Raw genomic sequence first — 14,428 nt, 5'->3', positions numbered from 1 at the left:
GCAAAAGTTAGATAATAACGATCAATACTTATAGAAAGGAAGAAGCGATCGCACTTGAATCTTAAAAATCTTTTGTGTTCTTGAATCAAATGCGTTGCATATAAAAGTAGCAGCAGCTTGTGAAATTATTGTTGCACTTGCAGCCCCAAGTCCACCATATTTAGGAATAAGGAATAAATTGAGAATAATGTTTAGTATTGCCCCAAATAAAGTTTTACCTAAAGAAACATGGTTCAAACCCTCAGCAATAAACCAAGGTGATGTGGCAAGACCCATAAATACAAACAAAGAAGTCCAAATATGAACTGATAATATTGGTCCCGCTTCCGCATATCCACTTCCAAACATCACTATAATTATCTTTTCGGATAGGAATGTCATTGGCAGAGCAATTCCTAAAGATATACATGTCATTAGACTGAGTAATTGTCCTATTCGCTGATAGTAAAGACTTTCTGATTTTTCCTTAGCTGCGTAAATTGAAGGAGCAACAGAAGAAACAATAGCGCCCGGAATGAAATACCAAATTTCAGAGACACGGACAGCAGCAGAATAAATTCCAACCTCACTATTTCCGATCATTTGACCTAACATCACCTGATCGATTCTCATAAAAATCATGATAGCGAACCCCGAAAAAATTAGAGGTAAACTCTCTTTAAGAAGGGTTTTGGCAGCAGACAAACTCCAACGCCATAACCACAATGAATACCCTTTAACTTGGTAAACAATCAGTAAGCCAATTGCACTCATTGCAAATTCTGCTAATGTTACCCAAGCAAAAGCTAACAATGATGCTTTTGTTAAAATTAGTACGATTTTAATAACAGTATTTAGCAGAAATGCTATGTTTCTAGCGATCACACTGTATTTTGACTGCACCTGTGATTGAAACCACAAATCAATGGTATCAGTCGCCCTGAAAATTCCTGCCATTCCTAAAATTGCAACTAGCGATATTTTCAGTGTTTCATGCTCACCCAAGAAAAACATAGTGCTAACTGCAAATAAGACAGAAGCAGTTCCACCAAGCAATTTTAGCCAAAAAGTGGTTCCTAAAATTTCCTCTCTATTTGATGATTGACGGATAATATGGCGAATTACTACATCATCCAACCCTAGAGTGAAAATTGGGCTAAATAAGCTAACAAAAGCTAAAGTATAGTTAAAAAGACCATACTGCTGTACTCCTAAGTAGCGTGCTACCCATACTCCTACAACCAAGCTTGCACCCATACGGAGAATGCGGTCAGCAAACAACCAACCTGTATTGGCAATAATTGCACGCAGCCCAGAACGAGATGTAAATTTTGATAAACTGGGAATTTTTAATTTACTTAGCATTATTTTTAGGAGTTAATTCTGTGACATTTTCTCGTGTACTATCTTTGTTTTTTAAGGTGAAATATTATGTTGATTTATCTAGGCTTCATTTATTACCTACAACATTTTGAATTTACCAGCCATTAGAGTTTTCAAAAAATAGCTAAATAATAAAATTATGCCCTTCATTTTCCAAAATAAATTATGCTCAAACAAAAATATTATTTTCATGTATGAAATAAAATCTTCATATTTTGGACATGGTATTGTTTTTAACTCATTGAGAGAGGTAAAAGCCAATAATAACGGTAAACTTAAATTATTTTTTTGCAAAATGTAATTAAATAGAGAATTACGTTTCCAGAATCTCTTATATTCATAGTTATTGTCTATATCTAAGAATTTCTTGTTATGATACTGGTTGTTTTGATGTATTCTATACATCACTAAAGGTTTAGACATATAAAACTTTTTAGCCCCTACCAAAGAAGCCCCCCATATCAGACAGTCATCAGCCCTTACACGCCAATCTTCTATATTGGGAATAGGTAAAAATTTTCTAATTATTTCTCTACGTATTGATAATGTTGAAGTTATGGAGCCAATCCATTCACCACTATATAAAGTTCTGATGACTGAATAACCTAAATCCAAATCAACGGTATCAACTTGAAATGTTTCTTCCACTGCCCCAAATTTCTTATAGTCACAAAATATAAAATCACATTCATTACGTCTATTATAAAAATTTAGGATGGTTTCTAAATATTGAGGTTCATAAATATCATCGGCATCTAGAAAAAATATAATGTCCCCAGTGGCAGCTAAAAACCCTTCATTAAAGGATGATAATTGCCCTTGATTTTTTTCTTTTAAAATAGATTTAACATTAGCTAATTGAGTAAATTTAGCGATCACTTCCACAGAATTATCTGTGGAAGCGTCATCAACAATAATAATTTCGTCAAATTTAATAGTTTGATTTAAAGCGCTATCAATAGCCTCTGAGAGAAACTCAGCGTAATTGTAATTATTAATTAAACAAGATGTTTTGATTTTATTTATACCCATATAAAAATGCATCTCCAATAGAAAAATAAAATGGAGTTTTACAATTGACAACTACCAATAGGCTGGATATTTTGAAGGATTTGTTGGTATATCGTCAGGTTTACATCTGACCCAGTATTCATTATAAAGAGACTGAAAAAATGGAATTTTATCCCAACGATTGCCTTTAATTCCAAAAAGAATTTGAGTTGCTCCTCCAAGATGCATAGCCTGTTTCCCTAGAGATTTAACGTAAGCAGCTAATGGAAGTCCATAAGCACCGCATCCTATAATAGCTATGTCAAAATCTTGATCTTTAATGTTGTTACACATCCAATCATAAGCATCAAACCAAGTATTAAACTGGGTTTGAGTTCCAGCCAGAGACTGAACTGCTTTAAAGGTAATTAACTCAAATTCAGGCAGAATATTTGGATTTTTGAAAAGTAACTTTCTATGGTTTTTATATTGTGATAGAATGGTTTCTGCAAAAGGATGAATGACTAAAACTTTTTTCCCTTCAAGATTCTGGCTCCAAGGGTTGTTGTGATAATAAGGCTCAAGTGTATTTAATTCAACAAAAGAAGCTTGTGGACAAGAGTTTCTGATGATTTCTGGCTCTCCAATTTGAAACCATACTCCCAAAGCATCTATAGATTTCGACGATTCTAGAAAAAGTTGGCTAAATTGATTTAGATGTTTTTCATCTACTGGAAAAAACCCAGAATCATTAGACATCGATTCAAATATAGATCCCTTGTAACCTCCTTTTAGGTATTCATGTACACAATAAGCTTCTGTGCTGCCAAAGCGACTAATCATAAAAGGTTCACTATCTGTAATCAGATTGGTAAGTAATTCATTACTTTGTTGAGGAGATAAAATTTGCTTATATATATCATAATTTTTTACCTGATTTTTGAGAATTATTGTGTTTGTATAAACAGAGCCTTTCCATTTAGCTAATGGAGTATTTGATTTTAGGAATTGCTTGAGATTTTTGCTTAATGTCATTAATTTAATCCTACAGTCAAAAACTTTGGTTTAGATGTTTGTAGTAAGGCTCTAAGGCTCTACATACGAAAAATTAACGCTCTTTGGTAAATTTGGTTAAACTGCTAGATACTAAATCTTGTTCAATTTGTCGTTTTTTGCTTTCAGGTAAATAATTATTAGACTCGTTTTTAATATTCACACCATTAATGACTATCCCTAACACCTTCTGACCTGACTGATTTAAAAACTCTTTAGCTGCATTAGCACTGTTCAAGTCAACTACCCCAGGACGAACGACTAATAGAATACCGTCAGTGAGGGTGCTTAAAACAGCAGCATCTGCTATTCCTGAGAGAGGTGGCGTATCAAAAATAACTAGATCGTAATCTCTACCAAAGTTACTTATCAATGTTGCCATCCGTTGAGAATCTAGCAGCGCTACCGGATTGGGAGGCAAAACTCCAGAAGTAAGAACCTCTAGATTAGGCATAACTTCTTGAACAACTGCATCTAAAGAAACTTGACCTACAATGACATTACTTAGTCCAACTGTATTGTTTAGCCCCCAGATATGATGCTGTATGGGATGACGCATATCTGCATCCACCAACAACACTCGACGGCCTGCTTGAGCCATAGTCACAGCTAAATTTGCAGACACGTCAGACTTTCCTTCTTTAGCAACGGAACTTGTGATTACAATGCTTTTTAGTGGTTTATCAGAACAGAGAAACTTCAAGTTTACTTGGAGTATTTGATATGCGTTACCAAGAGGAAAATAAGGAATATCTCTACCAATAATTTTGGGGATAGGTCTATCAATTCCTCCTATAGAAGAATGAGTTTTACCATTTTTGCCTTGTGCTGGAATTACTCCTAAAACAGTGTATTTCAAGACTTCTTTAGCTTCTTTAACTGTCTTCACTGAGCGGTCTATCAAGTCTAAACTAAAGGCGACAATGACACCTAAGAAAAGACCAACTGCTCCTCCACCAACAATAAATAGCGTTTTGCGAGGCCCTTCTGCTTTTTCGGGGACTAAAGCTAAGGAAATTACACGAGCATTAGGAATCTTTTGGTTCTCTGCAATATCAATTTCTTGGCGTTTCTTTAATAGTGTTTCGTAAGTTGTTTGAGCCGCTTGTAGTTTTCGTTCTAACTCTCGTTGCTTCTGTTCTAGCTTTGGCAAATTATTTGCTCGTTTGATGTAAGCAGCTTGCTGTTGAGAGAGTGTGTCAATTTGTCTTTTTAGACCGATACGATCTGCCTGAGCACGAGTAATATCTGCAATTAAGCTTTGGCGCAGTTGTCCAACCTGTAAACTTCCCTGTGTTACCTGTGCTGTACCAGCGACTTGTCCTGTCCGCTGTTTTAACAAGCTCTGAAGAGCTACAACTTTTGCTTGTAAGTCAATAATTGTAGGGTGTTCAGGTGAAAAACGGGTACGTTCTACTGCCAGCTTGCTTTCTGTTTCTTGGAGTTGGGTAAGCACTGTTTGAACTCCAGGTGCTTGACTCAATTCAGATGCAATTACACCCTGTTGTGGATTTACCTGAGCTTCCTTGCTTAACTGTTCTAAACGACCTGTGACATTATTTAGTTGAGCTTGAGCTTCAGAAAGTTGGTTTCCTAACTTAGAAATCGTATCGACTGCTGCGGTTGCTTCTTGTTCCAGAACAACAATTTTATTCTGTTCTTTAAATACCCGCAGTTTTGATTCAGCTCTTGTAACAATGTCTTCAGCTTTGGGTACTTCCGTTACAAGAACCTCTTTGGCTGTTCGTGCTTCCTCCTGATTAGCCTTGATATTTAGGTCAATATAACTTTTGATAACTTCATTTACAATTTTGGCAGCCAGTCCAGGATCGTTACCTTTATAAGAAACTTGTACAACATCGGTGCCTTTGATTCCTTCTATTTTTAGTTGCGTTGCCAAGTCAGGAATCGACAGTAATTTGCCTTTACTATCTTTGAGTTGAAGTGAATTAATTGTTTTGCCAATCACTGGATTCGAGCCAATAACTCTCACCTGAGTTTCCAAGGGATTGTCGTTTAAGTTCAAAGCTTCCAATCTTCCTATATCTTCTGATACCCCTGTGAGTGAGGAAGAACGATTTGTTTTAATCATCAAACTCCCTTCTGCCTTGTATGAGGGTTTCAGTGAAAACGCATACAAGCATCCAAGGGTAACAGCTATGCTAAAAATTCCAACTAGAGGTAGCCAACGCCGTTGAATAACTTCTAAGTATTTCTGAATATTTACTTCTTCAAACTGTGGTAAAGATTCCATCGTCATAATAAGAAAAATTTAAAATTAAAAGACTATTTGCTGTAGATTTTCTTAGTAATATTTGCGTTGGTTATGAGTTAACGCTTTGTGCTTTAGGTTGCTTAAGAGTTGAACTAAACTAACAGATGTTTTTAATTCATACTACCCGATTTCCATTTACAGATGGAACATATACAGTATGTAATTTGAACCATTGGCATTCCGAATACACTCTTGCTAACTAAAGCACAACCTCCTTCATGGCAAGATAAAGCGATTTTATAAAAGTCAAAATTCTATCAAAGCCAGACTCAAAGAGACTCAACTTTTTTTAATTTTAATGAAACTATTGTAGTATTAATTTATCAAAGTTTGCTAGTGTATACTCTGATAGCTACATATAGAATCTTGACGATTTTATTAACTGATTTTAAATTTTTTTAAACCCAAAGTATTACCTGACAGCCTAACTCACAGAATATATTCGACTAAACTGCGTCAAACATATTTTCTGTATATATTACCCACCTTCACAGGGTTTTATATCTTGCTGAGAGAAACAACAGGATAACTCATATTTTTAGTACTTTATTAGCACTCCTTTTTTTGTTGATTCAGTTTTACGTTAATGCTGATGTAATTATTGATTAGTAATCCAACATTCAATATCATATTATGTAAAAACACTTAATTGGATAACTTTACAAAAAATTCATATAATATACCAGTACATTAGCTGCCGATTCGCCAATTTTGAAAAGATAAGAGCAATTAATACCTTAATGGTAAGAGATATAGCAATTTTGCCAGCCACAAGTAATGTAAGCACTTCAGAGATAGACTCTGTGTAGGGATAAGAGATAATTGGAAAGATTGTATGGATATTTACGTAAGCTTATTAGAAGCTTTCAGCAACAACTAATTCTTACTCTGAAATAATGCTGAATAATGCCAAACTTGGGGAATTATACGGAACTGACAATATTCAGATTACATAATCCGAGTATCTAAATTGTAATAACTCGTACTCAGTTTAATTTGCCTAGACTGGTGAAAGGTTTGTTGATGTGCCTTGAGATATGAAAATTACAACACAGTTCCCGTCCTTGGGTTTATATCCCAGTATTTTAGGTTCAACTGTAAACTTGCAATCATCTTGTAAGATGTATTCTGCAATAGACGCAAAATATATCTTACAAGATTTAGCTAAACAATATTGATGTTGTGTTATCTGTGTAACCGTATGGTAACACGTAGAAAAGATAAACGGCTAGTAGTACGGGTAACAAAATATGAATTAGCACAGTTACAAAGGGAGGCAGATAACAGGGGAGTGTCAAATTTTGATGTGTTAGAGGGTGGATTCCTCGACGATCTCCTCCTAGACAAAAATCTACCTCTGATTAGATTTCACTAGATTTTTAATGAAGTTTAGCTATACTTCTTACTACCTGTGTTAGTCTGAAGTACTAAAACTAGACTGCTATTGTTTGGTGTCTGTTGTCTGTATCTAGCGAATTGTAATTATTAAACTGACATTAAGAGATTGAATTATGAAATCCTCTTTTATCTCCTTAGTGGTTGTGATTGGTGTACTTGTTCTACCTCAGAGTGTCTATGCTAACCAAGATAATGTTCCGATCGCAACAGGCGATGCTCTGAAGGAGCAATTTTACGATCACAATCAGGCTGGAGCTTTATTGACACAACCAGCGACAATTACCACTAAATGGAGTAATTTTACGGGACAGACTAATAATCCCAAACAAACTGCTGAATCAATTTCGCTAGTGCAGGAACGAGGATGCCAAAATATTAACCCCCTTGAATTCATCAATAACCCTGGTGCTTTCTTTAAGGAATGTCAAAAACCAACAAATACCCAAAGTTCTCAAAGTACTGAGCCAATTGAGTATTTTAAGGTTCCTAAGCTCGATTCTGGTATTAGTGTAACAGTTACTAAATTTTGATATAGGAATTTTTTTACTAAAGATAGCTAATTTTTGGTAGTGTAATTTATCTAGATAATTTACGCTAAAACATGGATGAAATCTTTATGCTGGCTGCTTTAGCTCAAAGCAGGAAAGCTTTGCCGGAATGTTTGCCTAATCCACCAGTAGGCTGTGTAATCGTAGATACTCAAAAGATAGTAGCTCAAGGATATACGCAAGTACCAGGAAAACATCATGCTGAGGCTAACGCACTTAAACAGATTCAAGGTAAAGCTTTCAACTTTTTGAAAATGTATGTAACTCTTGAACCCTGTTCTTTTCATGAACGCACACCTGCATGTGCTTTTGCGATCGCAGAGGATTGTCGTATACATGAAATATATGTATCTCTAGTCGATCCAGATCCCCGCAATAAGGGTCATTACATAATTGTGTGATTATGTCAACTTAGGGTGAAAATCAGGAAGTGAGGAAGCTTCAAGATGTTTTCTAGCTAAGAGTCTCAGATGATTTCCGACTGATTGCAGAAGTGGGGAATTTTATTGTTTAAGTATGCTACATAAGAATCAACTACCCACCTTTAAACGTAAATCTTTTCGCTTCAATAAGATATTAGTAGCGATCGCGGGTATTCATGTCTTGCCAAGAACTATCCTTGGTGCTAATGTGACCACTGTTACTACTTTTATTCTAAAAATGTCTCCAAAAGCAATCAGATTGATAGTATCGCATTCAATGCAGATGTCTGCGTGCAGTATGACACAAGTGCAATTGTCACACATACCTGCGTCTTCGTTATTCTAAATCCTTAATTACAAGTATTTAACCGGACTCCCAAAGAAAGCTGTTCTTGAGCAGGAGAGTTCTTTTGTTAATATTTAGCGATCGCCTGTTATGTATCCAGCTTGAGATGATTTAATTATCTAGCAACAAATAAAAGTAAAAAATGAATATTTTATATGTAATTAATTCCACTTAATTAGAATTACATAGAAGTATAATCAGCTTGTTAAAAAATTAAAAGCTCCGTGGTTTAAGAATTTGGAGTTATGTTGATATCTGCTGTTATTAAGTTCTCTTTTGGGAATTAAATTGTTGCTCAATCAAGTTTTCATTTTTCCCATTAACTACATTGAAGAATTGAACTACATATAATTGTTTTTGAAAATCTGCAATTTTCTATGAGAAACAAGTGTAATTACTTCAAAAGATATAGTGATAATACTTTAGGGTAATTGATTTGTGACTGGTGATAATGTTAGTATTATGAGGTGGGTTGATTTTGGGTTTATTATCTCCAACAATTAACTTGTAATGTATCATAGACCAAAATTCATCAGTATTGCCAATTAATATGATTAGCAGTGTGGAATGGCTATGGGTCTGAATATATAGACTTGATACCAATAAATTGATGAGGTTACAGAGGAGCAAATAACCATGAGCAACTTAACATCTCCACCTACCGAAGTTCAAAAAACGAAGAAAAAAAGTTTAGCCGCAGATAAAAAACCTCGAGCTACAGATGATATTGTGCGTAGTTATCTGCAAGAGATCGGGCGTGTAGATTTGTTGACTCGCGAACAAGAGGTTATTTTTGCCCAACAAGTGCAGCTGATGATGAATTTATTAGCTGCTAAAGAAGAATTGGCTGTGAAATTAGACCACGAACCCACGCTACAAGAATGGGCAGATCGGGTGGAGTTAGGTGTTGAGGTACTGGAGCAACAGTTAAGTCAAGGACACCAAGCCAAGAAAAAAATGATTCAGGCTAATCTCCGGTTGGTGGTGGCTGTGGCAAAAAAATACCAGCACCGCAATCTGGAATTTATGGATCTAATTCAAGAAGGGACTTTGGGTTTAGAGCGAGGAGTGGATAAATTTGATCCTGCTCTTGGTTATAAGTTTTCTACCTACGCTTACTGGTGGATTCGTCAAGGAATCACGCGAGCGATCGCTCAACAAGGACGAACTATTCGTTTACCGATCCACGTCTTTGAGAAACTGAATAAAATTAAACGGGTACAGCGAGAATTATCTCAACAACTGGGTCGCGTTCCCACTACTGCTGAAATTGCGAATGCGTTATCTTTGACACCTAGCCAAGTTAGAGAATGTTTGTATTTGGCGCGTCAACCTTTTTCGCTAGAGGCGCGAGTTGGCGAACAACAAGATACAGAATTGCAGGACATCCTGGAAGATGACGGCCCTTCTCCTGAAGACTATGCTGTTGAAGAATCTCTCCACCAAGATTTACACGACTTGTTGGCAAAGTTGTCTCCCCAACAGCGAGAAATATTAACCCTGCGCTTTGGTTTGACTGATGGCTATGAACTTTCTTTAGCACAGATTGGCGATCGCATGGGCATTAGTCGAGAACGGGTACGTCAGATTGAGCAAAAAGCTCTCAGTCTGCTGCGACGACAAAAGGAACAAGTACGGAGTTATCTAGCTAGCTAGCTGAGGTTATTTTTCCAAAACTTAGAGCATTTAAACTTAGAAAGTCACCATAATGGCTGTATGTATAAAATTCAGTCATTTTGGGGGAAAATAAACCTAAGTAATCTCTATCAAAGATTTGATATGGGCACATCAAAGACAGTGCAACAATTGCAAGCGCAATGGGTGAGTTCTGAAAAATTTCGGCGTTATGGACAGGTAATTTTTGCGAGTGTTGATGGCAAAGGTTACGATGTGGAAGATGCCCAGCTAAACCTGCAAAATGGAATTCCACGATTTTATATTATGCGGTTGGAGAAGAGAGGGCGAAAGTTTCACAAAATTACTCGCCATCAGCAATGCACTCAATGTTTAGGTTCTTTGGATGGGAAGGATTGGTTCATTGCTGTTTGTCCTCCTCATAATGATGTGAGTGAGCCAGCATTAGAAGAGATTGCTGCTTTTCGGATTCCGGGGAATTGTTTTATTAAGCTACATGAGGGAACTTGGCACGCTGGCCCCCATTTTGACCATGAAGTTGTGGATTTTTATAATTTAGAATTAGCTGATACGAATGTGGTGGATCATTTTACTCATGATTTTTTTAAGAGTCATCAATTAGAGTTTGAGATGGTTTAAGGAAATCAACGAACCACAGAGGCAATAGAGTTGCCAGTGCGTTGTGGGGGTGGAGGAGTTTGTAGCACCTGGCGCAACACAGAGAGAAGAGAAATAGAGAGGATTTTTGCGTCTGTTTGGGAATGTTCAGGACTTATATCATGTCTGGATAAATACTTGTCATTACGAACGCAGCGATAGCGAAGTGAAGTAATCGCAGAGTCCGCAGCGATTGCTTCGTTCCACTCCGTTTCACTCGCAATGACATATCGTAAGTGATTAAGCGGACTTGATATTACGCAGAAAGGCAGTGAAAGCCTTGATTTTTCGTAGGGGCAATTCATGAATTGCCCCTAATAGTCTGTCAAATTGATTTTGACGGTTAGAGAGACGCGATAAATCGCCGTCTCTACAGGGAATTTATCCATCAATTATTTATTGACAGACTACTACGACAGATGTTGTAACAAAGAGTTTTAACCCAAGGCAGATTTTAACTCACTTTCGGCTTGTGCCAACGCATCTGGTAATTTACTCGCATCGCGTCCGCCAGCTTGGGCTAAGTTCGGCCTTCCACCGCCGCCACCACCGCAGATTTTAGCGATCGCACCGACAAATTTACCAGCTTGCAAACCTTTTTTGTTGACTTCTTGACTAAAAGCTGCGACTATGCTTACCTTATCGGCTTCGGGAACAGAACCCAGTACCACTGCACCGTTACCGATTTTTTGCAATAAGCGTTCGGCTGCGGTTTTCAATGATTCTGGATCGACATCTTCTAATTGGGCGACGATAATTTTATGATCGCCTACAATTTCGGCTGTTTGTAGTAAGCTGTCAGATTTAGCGATCGCTAATTGTACCTTCAAGGTTTCCAATTCCTTTTGGCTAGTTCTGAGTTCGCTTTGCAGACTTGTGATTCTGTCTGGTAATTCTTCGGGTTTAACTTTAAAGCGATCGCTCAAATCTTTAACTACTTTATCCCGCAGGTTGAGATAATCTAGGATTGCCGGCCCTGAAACAGCTTCAATGCGCCGCACCCCAGAAGCTACGCCAGCTTCTGAGATAATCTTGAATACGCCAATTTCAGCAGTATTACTCACATGAGTTCCACCGCATAGTTCCATTGATACGTTAGGGAAGTCAATCACGCGGACTTCATCTCCGTATTTTTCACCGAACATGGCAACAGCACCCCTAGCTTTCGCCTCTGCTAAAGGTAATACTTCTATATTTGCAGCATGTGCTTGGGCAATCCAAGTGTTCACTTGTTCTTCTATTTGTTGCACTTCCTCTGCTGTCAACGCGCGGGGACAGTTGAAGTCAAAGCGCAACCTGTCAAAGGAAACCAGGGAACCTGCTTGAGATATGCCATCATCAACAATTTTTTTCAACGCCGCTTGTAACAGATGCGTTGCGGTATGGTTTGCTTGGGCGCGACGGCGACAAGCCGGATCGATTTGGGCGTTGACGCGATCGCCTACGCGCAGTGTACCGCGTTCGATGCGTCCAAAGTGAACAAAGAAATCAGATTCTTTTTTAACGTCTTCAACGCGAACAACAATCCCATCACCAGAGATATAACCGCGATCGCCGATTTGTCCTCCAGATTCAGCATAAAATGGCGTTTTGTCAAGAATAATTTGTACCTGTGTTCCCGCTTCTGCTTCCTCTTGGGAAACACCTTCTACTAAGATCGCTTCGACTTTCGCCGTCGCTGCTGGTTGGGTATAGCCTAAAAACTCGGTGACTTGGATGTGTTCTGCTAGCTTGTCGAGGGAACCTTGCACAGTTAAATCGATAGTTTCATGTGCATCTCTACCACGTCCTTTTTGGATTTCCATTTGTGCCTCAAATCCCTCAACATCAACTGTGAGATTATTTTCCTCGGCAACTTCTTGAGTAAGTTCAAGGGGAAATCCGTAGGTGTCATAGAGGGTAAATGCGCTTTCACCACTAATTTGAGTATTTCCTTGCTGTTTCACCTCTTGGATGATTTCTTCTAGGAGTTTTTCGCCTCTATCCAGAGTTCTGAGGAAATTGGATTCTTCTCGTTGCAACTCAGCTTTAATTGCTGCTTCCCGTTGGCGCACATTGGGGTAAGCTGATTCCGAAAGAGCGATCGCAGTTTCGGCAACTTGGGTAGTAAATTCGCCAGAAATCCCAATTAATCGCCCATGACGCACCACCCGCCGAATTAACCGCCGCAGCACATAACCCCTTCCGACGTTGGAAGCGCGAATTTCATCAGCGATCATGTGGACGACAGAACGAACGTGATCGCCAATAACTTTTAGAGAAACTTTGGTTTTCTCATCGCTGCTGTGATAGTCAATGCCAGCAATTTGAGCGGCTGTTTGAATAATTGGGAAAATCAGGTCAGTTTCGTAGTTATTGGGCACTTTTTGGAGGATTTGCGCTATTCTCTCCAAACCCATGCCGGTGTCAATGTTCTTGTTTTGCAGTGGCGTTAAATTGCCTGACGCATCCCGGTTATATTGCATGAACACGAGGTTGTAAAACTCAATGAACCGAGTATCGTCTTCTAAATCTATATTTTCGTCACCGCGTTCTGGGTGGAAGTCGTAATAAATTTCTGAACAAGGGCCACAAGGGCCAGTCGGGCCAGATACCCAAAAGTTATCATCTTCGCCCAAGCGTTTAATTCTCGCTACCGGCACACCGATTTGATCGCGCCAAATTCCAAAGGCTTCATCATCATCTTTAAAAACGCTGACAACGAGATTTTGCGGGGAAATGCCAAAGACTTGTGTAGAGATTTCCCAACCCCAAGCGATCGCTTGTTCTTTAAAATAATCACCAAAGCTGAAATTACCCAGCATCTCAAAAAACGTCTGATGCCGTTTGGTGCGTCCGACATTTTCGATGTCGTTGGTACGGATACACTTTTGCGAAGTCGTAGCCCGCTTAAATTCTGGTGTGCGCTGCCCCAAGAATATCGGCTTAAATGGTAGCATCCCCGCGATCGTCAGCAGTACGGTTGGATCTTCTGGCACGAGAGAGGCACTTGGGAGGATTTGGTGACTCCGTTGGGCAAAGAAGTTGAGGAATGTGTTGCGAATTTCGTTACCGCTTAGGTACTGGGGATTTGAAGACATAGGTATTTTTAACTTTAGACTTTAGACTTGGGCGTAGCGGCACTAAGTAGGTGTATTTTCATCCTTTATATATTCTTGCATTTTGTTTCATATTACCGCCAGTAAATTGTGCAAGTCTGTGAGCTATATGCAGTGATGAGGATGCTTTTAGGCCATTATCTGCCTCTGGCAGGATGTGTAACCGCCTTTCGATAGTTAGGATTAATTATTAAGGAATACTTTAAAAACCCCGTACCAAAGTAACAAATGGCACTAAAACTTAAAGTATCAAATATTGCTTGTGAGGGATGTGCAGAAACAATTACTGAATCCATCCACGTTATGGAACCTGAGTCCAAGGTGCATGTCGATGTTAAAGCTAAAACTGTCACGGTGGAATCCGCAGCTTCTGACGAGTCAATCAAACAGGTAATTGTTGCTGCTGGTTACACAGTTGAAGGTTATTGAGGCGATTTTAGCTTTTCGCAGAAATTGAGATTTTAATATCTCAGGCTAGGCTAACAAAATTTTTTATATATTGATTCCACCCTTTCTATAGGTGGAATCAAACTAATTTACCCACATTAGGGGCAGGTTTTGACATCAAGCTTTTTTTTCTAGATTTATGATGTTGCAACCAATTAAACAAAAAATGCGAGTTAAGTAAACAAACCCAGATAAAG

General features: G+C 38.2%; 11 protein-coding genes and 1 pseudogene. 6 read left to right on the top strand and 6 right to left on the bottom strand.

Translation table 11 applies throughout. The features are described from left to right. Positions 1-21: 21 nt before the first annotated feature. The 4 genes from CDG79_RS04545 to CDG79_RS04530 all read right to left on the bottom strand — a co-directional run bounded on the left by CDG79_RS04545 (position 22) and on the right by CDG79_RS04530 (position 5,665). Entirely contained in the window at positions 22-1,344 is a 1,323-nt protein-coding gene (locus CDG79_RS04545; protein ID WP_094341069.1) for a flippase, read from the bottom strand. A gap of 96 nt (positions 1,345-1,440) precedes the next feature. After that, complete coding sequence (locus CDG79_RS04540; RefSeq protein WP_094341068.1) at positions 1,441-2,394, bottom strand: glycosyltransferase family 2 protein; 954 nt, start codon at positions 2,392-2,394, stop codon at positions 1,441-1,443. Positions 2,395-2,445: 51 nt separating this feature from the next. Next, a complete protein-coding gene (locus CDG79_RS04535; protein ID WP_094341067.1) occupies positions 2,446-3,387 on the bottom strand; it encodes a hypothetical protein in 942 nt (313 codons plus the stop codon). Positions 3,388-3,460: 73 nt separating this feature from the next. Continuing rightward, on the bottom strand, positions 3,461-5,665 hold the full coding sequence (locus CDG79_RS04530) for a GumC family protein (protein ID WP_094341066.1): 2,205 nt from the start codon (positions 5,663-5,665) through the stop codon (positions 3,461-3,463). A 1,526-nt stretch (positions 5,666-7,191) separates the two neighbouring features. On the opposite strand from CDG79_RS04530, the gene CDG79_RS04520 reads away from it, so the two are divergent. The 5 genes and pseudogenes from CDG79_RS04520 (at position 7,192) to CDG79_RS04505 (ending at position 10,668) form a co-directional block, all read left to right on the top strand. Then, positions 7,192-7,608 (top strand): hypothetical protein, encoded by a 417-nt coding sequence (locus CDG79_RS04520; protein WP_094341064.1) that lies wholly within the window; start codon positions 7,192-7,194, stop codon positions 7,606-7,608. 71 nt (positions 7,609-7,679) lie between these two features. Next, a complete protein-coding gene (locus CDG79_RS04515; protein WP_094341063.1) occupies positions 7,680-8,027 on the top strand; it encodes a deaminase in 348 nt (115 codons plus the stop codon). Positions 8,028-8,288: 261 nt separating this feature from the next. Continuing rightward, positions 8,289-8,402, top strand: a pseudogene (locus tag CDG79_RS40730) (DUF3172 domain-containing protein); the annotation flags it as partial. A gap of 628 nt (positions 8,403-9,030) precedes the next feature. After that, entirely contained in the window at positions 9,031-10,050 is a 1,020-nt protein-coding gene (locus tag CDG79_RS04510) for an RNA polymerase sigma factor, RpoD/SigA family (protein ID WP_223278007.1), read from the top strand. A 123-nt stretch (positions 10,051-10,173) separates the two neighbouring features. Next, positions 10,174-10,668 (top strand): ureidoglycolate lyase, encoded by a 495-nt coding sequence (locus CDG79_RS04505; protein ID WP_094341062.1) that lies wholly within the window; start codon positions 10,174-10,176, stop codon positions 10,666-10,668. Positions 10,669-10,673: 5 nt separating this feature from the next. Here CDG79_RS04505 and CDG79_RS40725 read toward each other — a convergent pair whose 3' ends face one another. Both CDG79_RS40725 and alaS read right to left on the bottom strand, forming a co-directional pair. Continuing rightward, positions 10,674-10,991, bottom strand: coding sequence for a hypothetical protein (locus tag CDG79_RS40725; RefSeq protein ID WP_143855416.1), 318 nt, complete (start codon positions 10,989-10,991; stop codon positions 10,674-10,676). Positions 10,992-11,123: 132 nt separating this feature from the next. Continuing rightward, the gene (alaS, locus tag CDG79_RS04500) at positions 11,124-13,766 is read right to left on the bottom strand and encodes an alanine--tRNA ligase (RefSeq protein ID WP_094341061.1); all 2,643 of its coding nucleotides are present in this window, start codon (positions 13,764-13,766) and stop codon (positions 11,124-11,126) included. A 246-nt stretch (positions 13,767-14,012) separates the two neighbouring features. On the opposite strand from alaS, the gene CDG79_RS04495 reads away from it, so the two are divergent. Further along, entirely contained in the window at positions 14,013-14,213 is a 201-nt protein-coding gene (locus CDG79_RS04495; RefSeq protein ID WP_094341060.1) for a heavy-metal-associated domain-containing protein, read from the top strand. The last annotated feature ends 215 nt before the right edge of the window (positions 14,214-14,428 follow it).

Origin of the sequence: Nostoc sp. 'Peltigera membranacea cyanobiont' 232, assembly GCF_002245985.1 — a bacterium.
Lineage (GTDB): Bacteria > Cyanobacteriota > Cyanobacteriia > Cyanobacteriales > Nostocaceae > Nostoc.
The sequence above is the reverse complement of the archived record's forward strand: the minus strand, read 5'-3'. Positions and strand labels throughout refer to the sequence as shown.

What these genes read in the sequence shown, in the direction of transcription:
- CDG79_RS04545 (WP_094341069.1), bottom strand. Translation starts at nt 1,344, where the DNA reads ATGCTAAGTAAATTAAAAATTCCCAGTTTATCAAAATTTACATCTCGT.
- CDG79_RS04540 (WP_094341068.1), bottom strand. Translation starts at nt 2,394, where the DNA reads ATGGGTATAAATAAAATCAAAACATCTTGTTTAATTAATAATTACAAT.
- CDG79_RS04535 (WP_094341067.1), bottom strand. Translation starts at nt 3,387, where the DNA reads ATGACATTAAGCAAAAATCTCAAGCAATTCCTAAAATCAAATACTCCA.
- CDG79_RS04530 (WP_094341066.1), bottom strand. Translation starts at nt 5,665, where the DNA reads ATGACGATGGAATCTTTACCACAGTTTGAAGAAGTAAATATTCAGAAA.
- CDG79_RS04520 (WP_094341064.1), top strand. Translation starts at nt 7,192, where the DNA reads ATGAAATCCTCTTTTATCTCCTTAGTGGTTGTGATTGGTGTACTTGTT.
- CDG79_RS04515 (WP_094341063.1), top strand. Translation starts at nt 7,680, where the DNA reads ATGGATGAAATCTTTATGCTGGCTGCTTTAGCTCAAAGCAGGAAAGCT.
- CDG79_RS04510 (WP_223278007.1), top strand. Translation starts at nt 9,031, where the DNA reads ATGAGCAACTTAACATCTCCACCTACCGAAGTTCAAAAAACGAAGAAA.
- CDG79_RS04505 (WP_094341062.1), top strand. Translation starts at nt 10,174, where the DNA reads ATGGGCACATCAAAGACAGTGCAACAATTGCAAGCGCAATGGGTGAGT.
- CDG79_RS40725 (WP_143855416.1), bottom strand. Translation starts at nt 10,991, where the DNA reads ATGAATTGCCCCTACGAAAAATCAAGGCTTTCACTGCCTTTCTGCGTA.
- alaS (WP_094341061.1), bottom strand. Translation starts at nt 13,766, where the DNA reads ATGTCTTCAAATCCCCAGTACCTAAGCGGTAACGAAATTCGCAACACA.
- CDG79_RS04495 (WP_094341060.1), top strand. Translation starts at nt 14,013, where the DNA reads ATGGCACTAAAACTTAAAGTATCAAATATTGCTTGTGAGGGATGTGCA.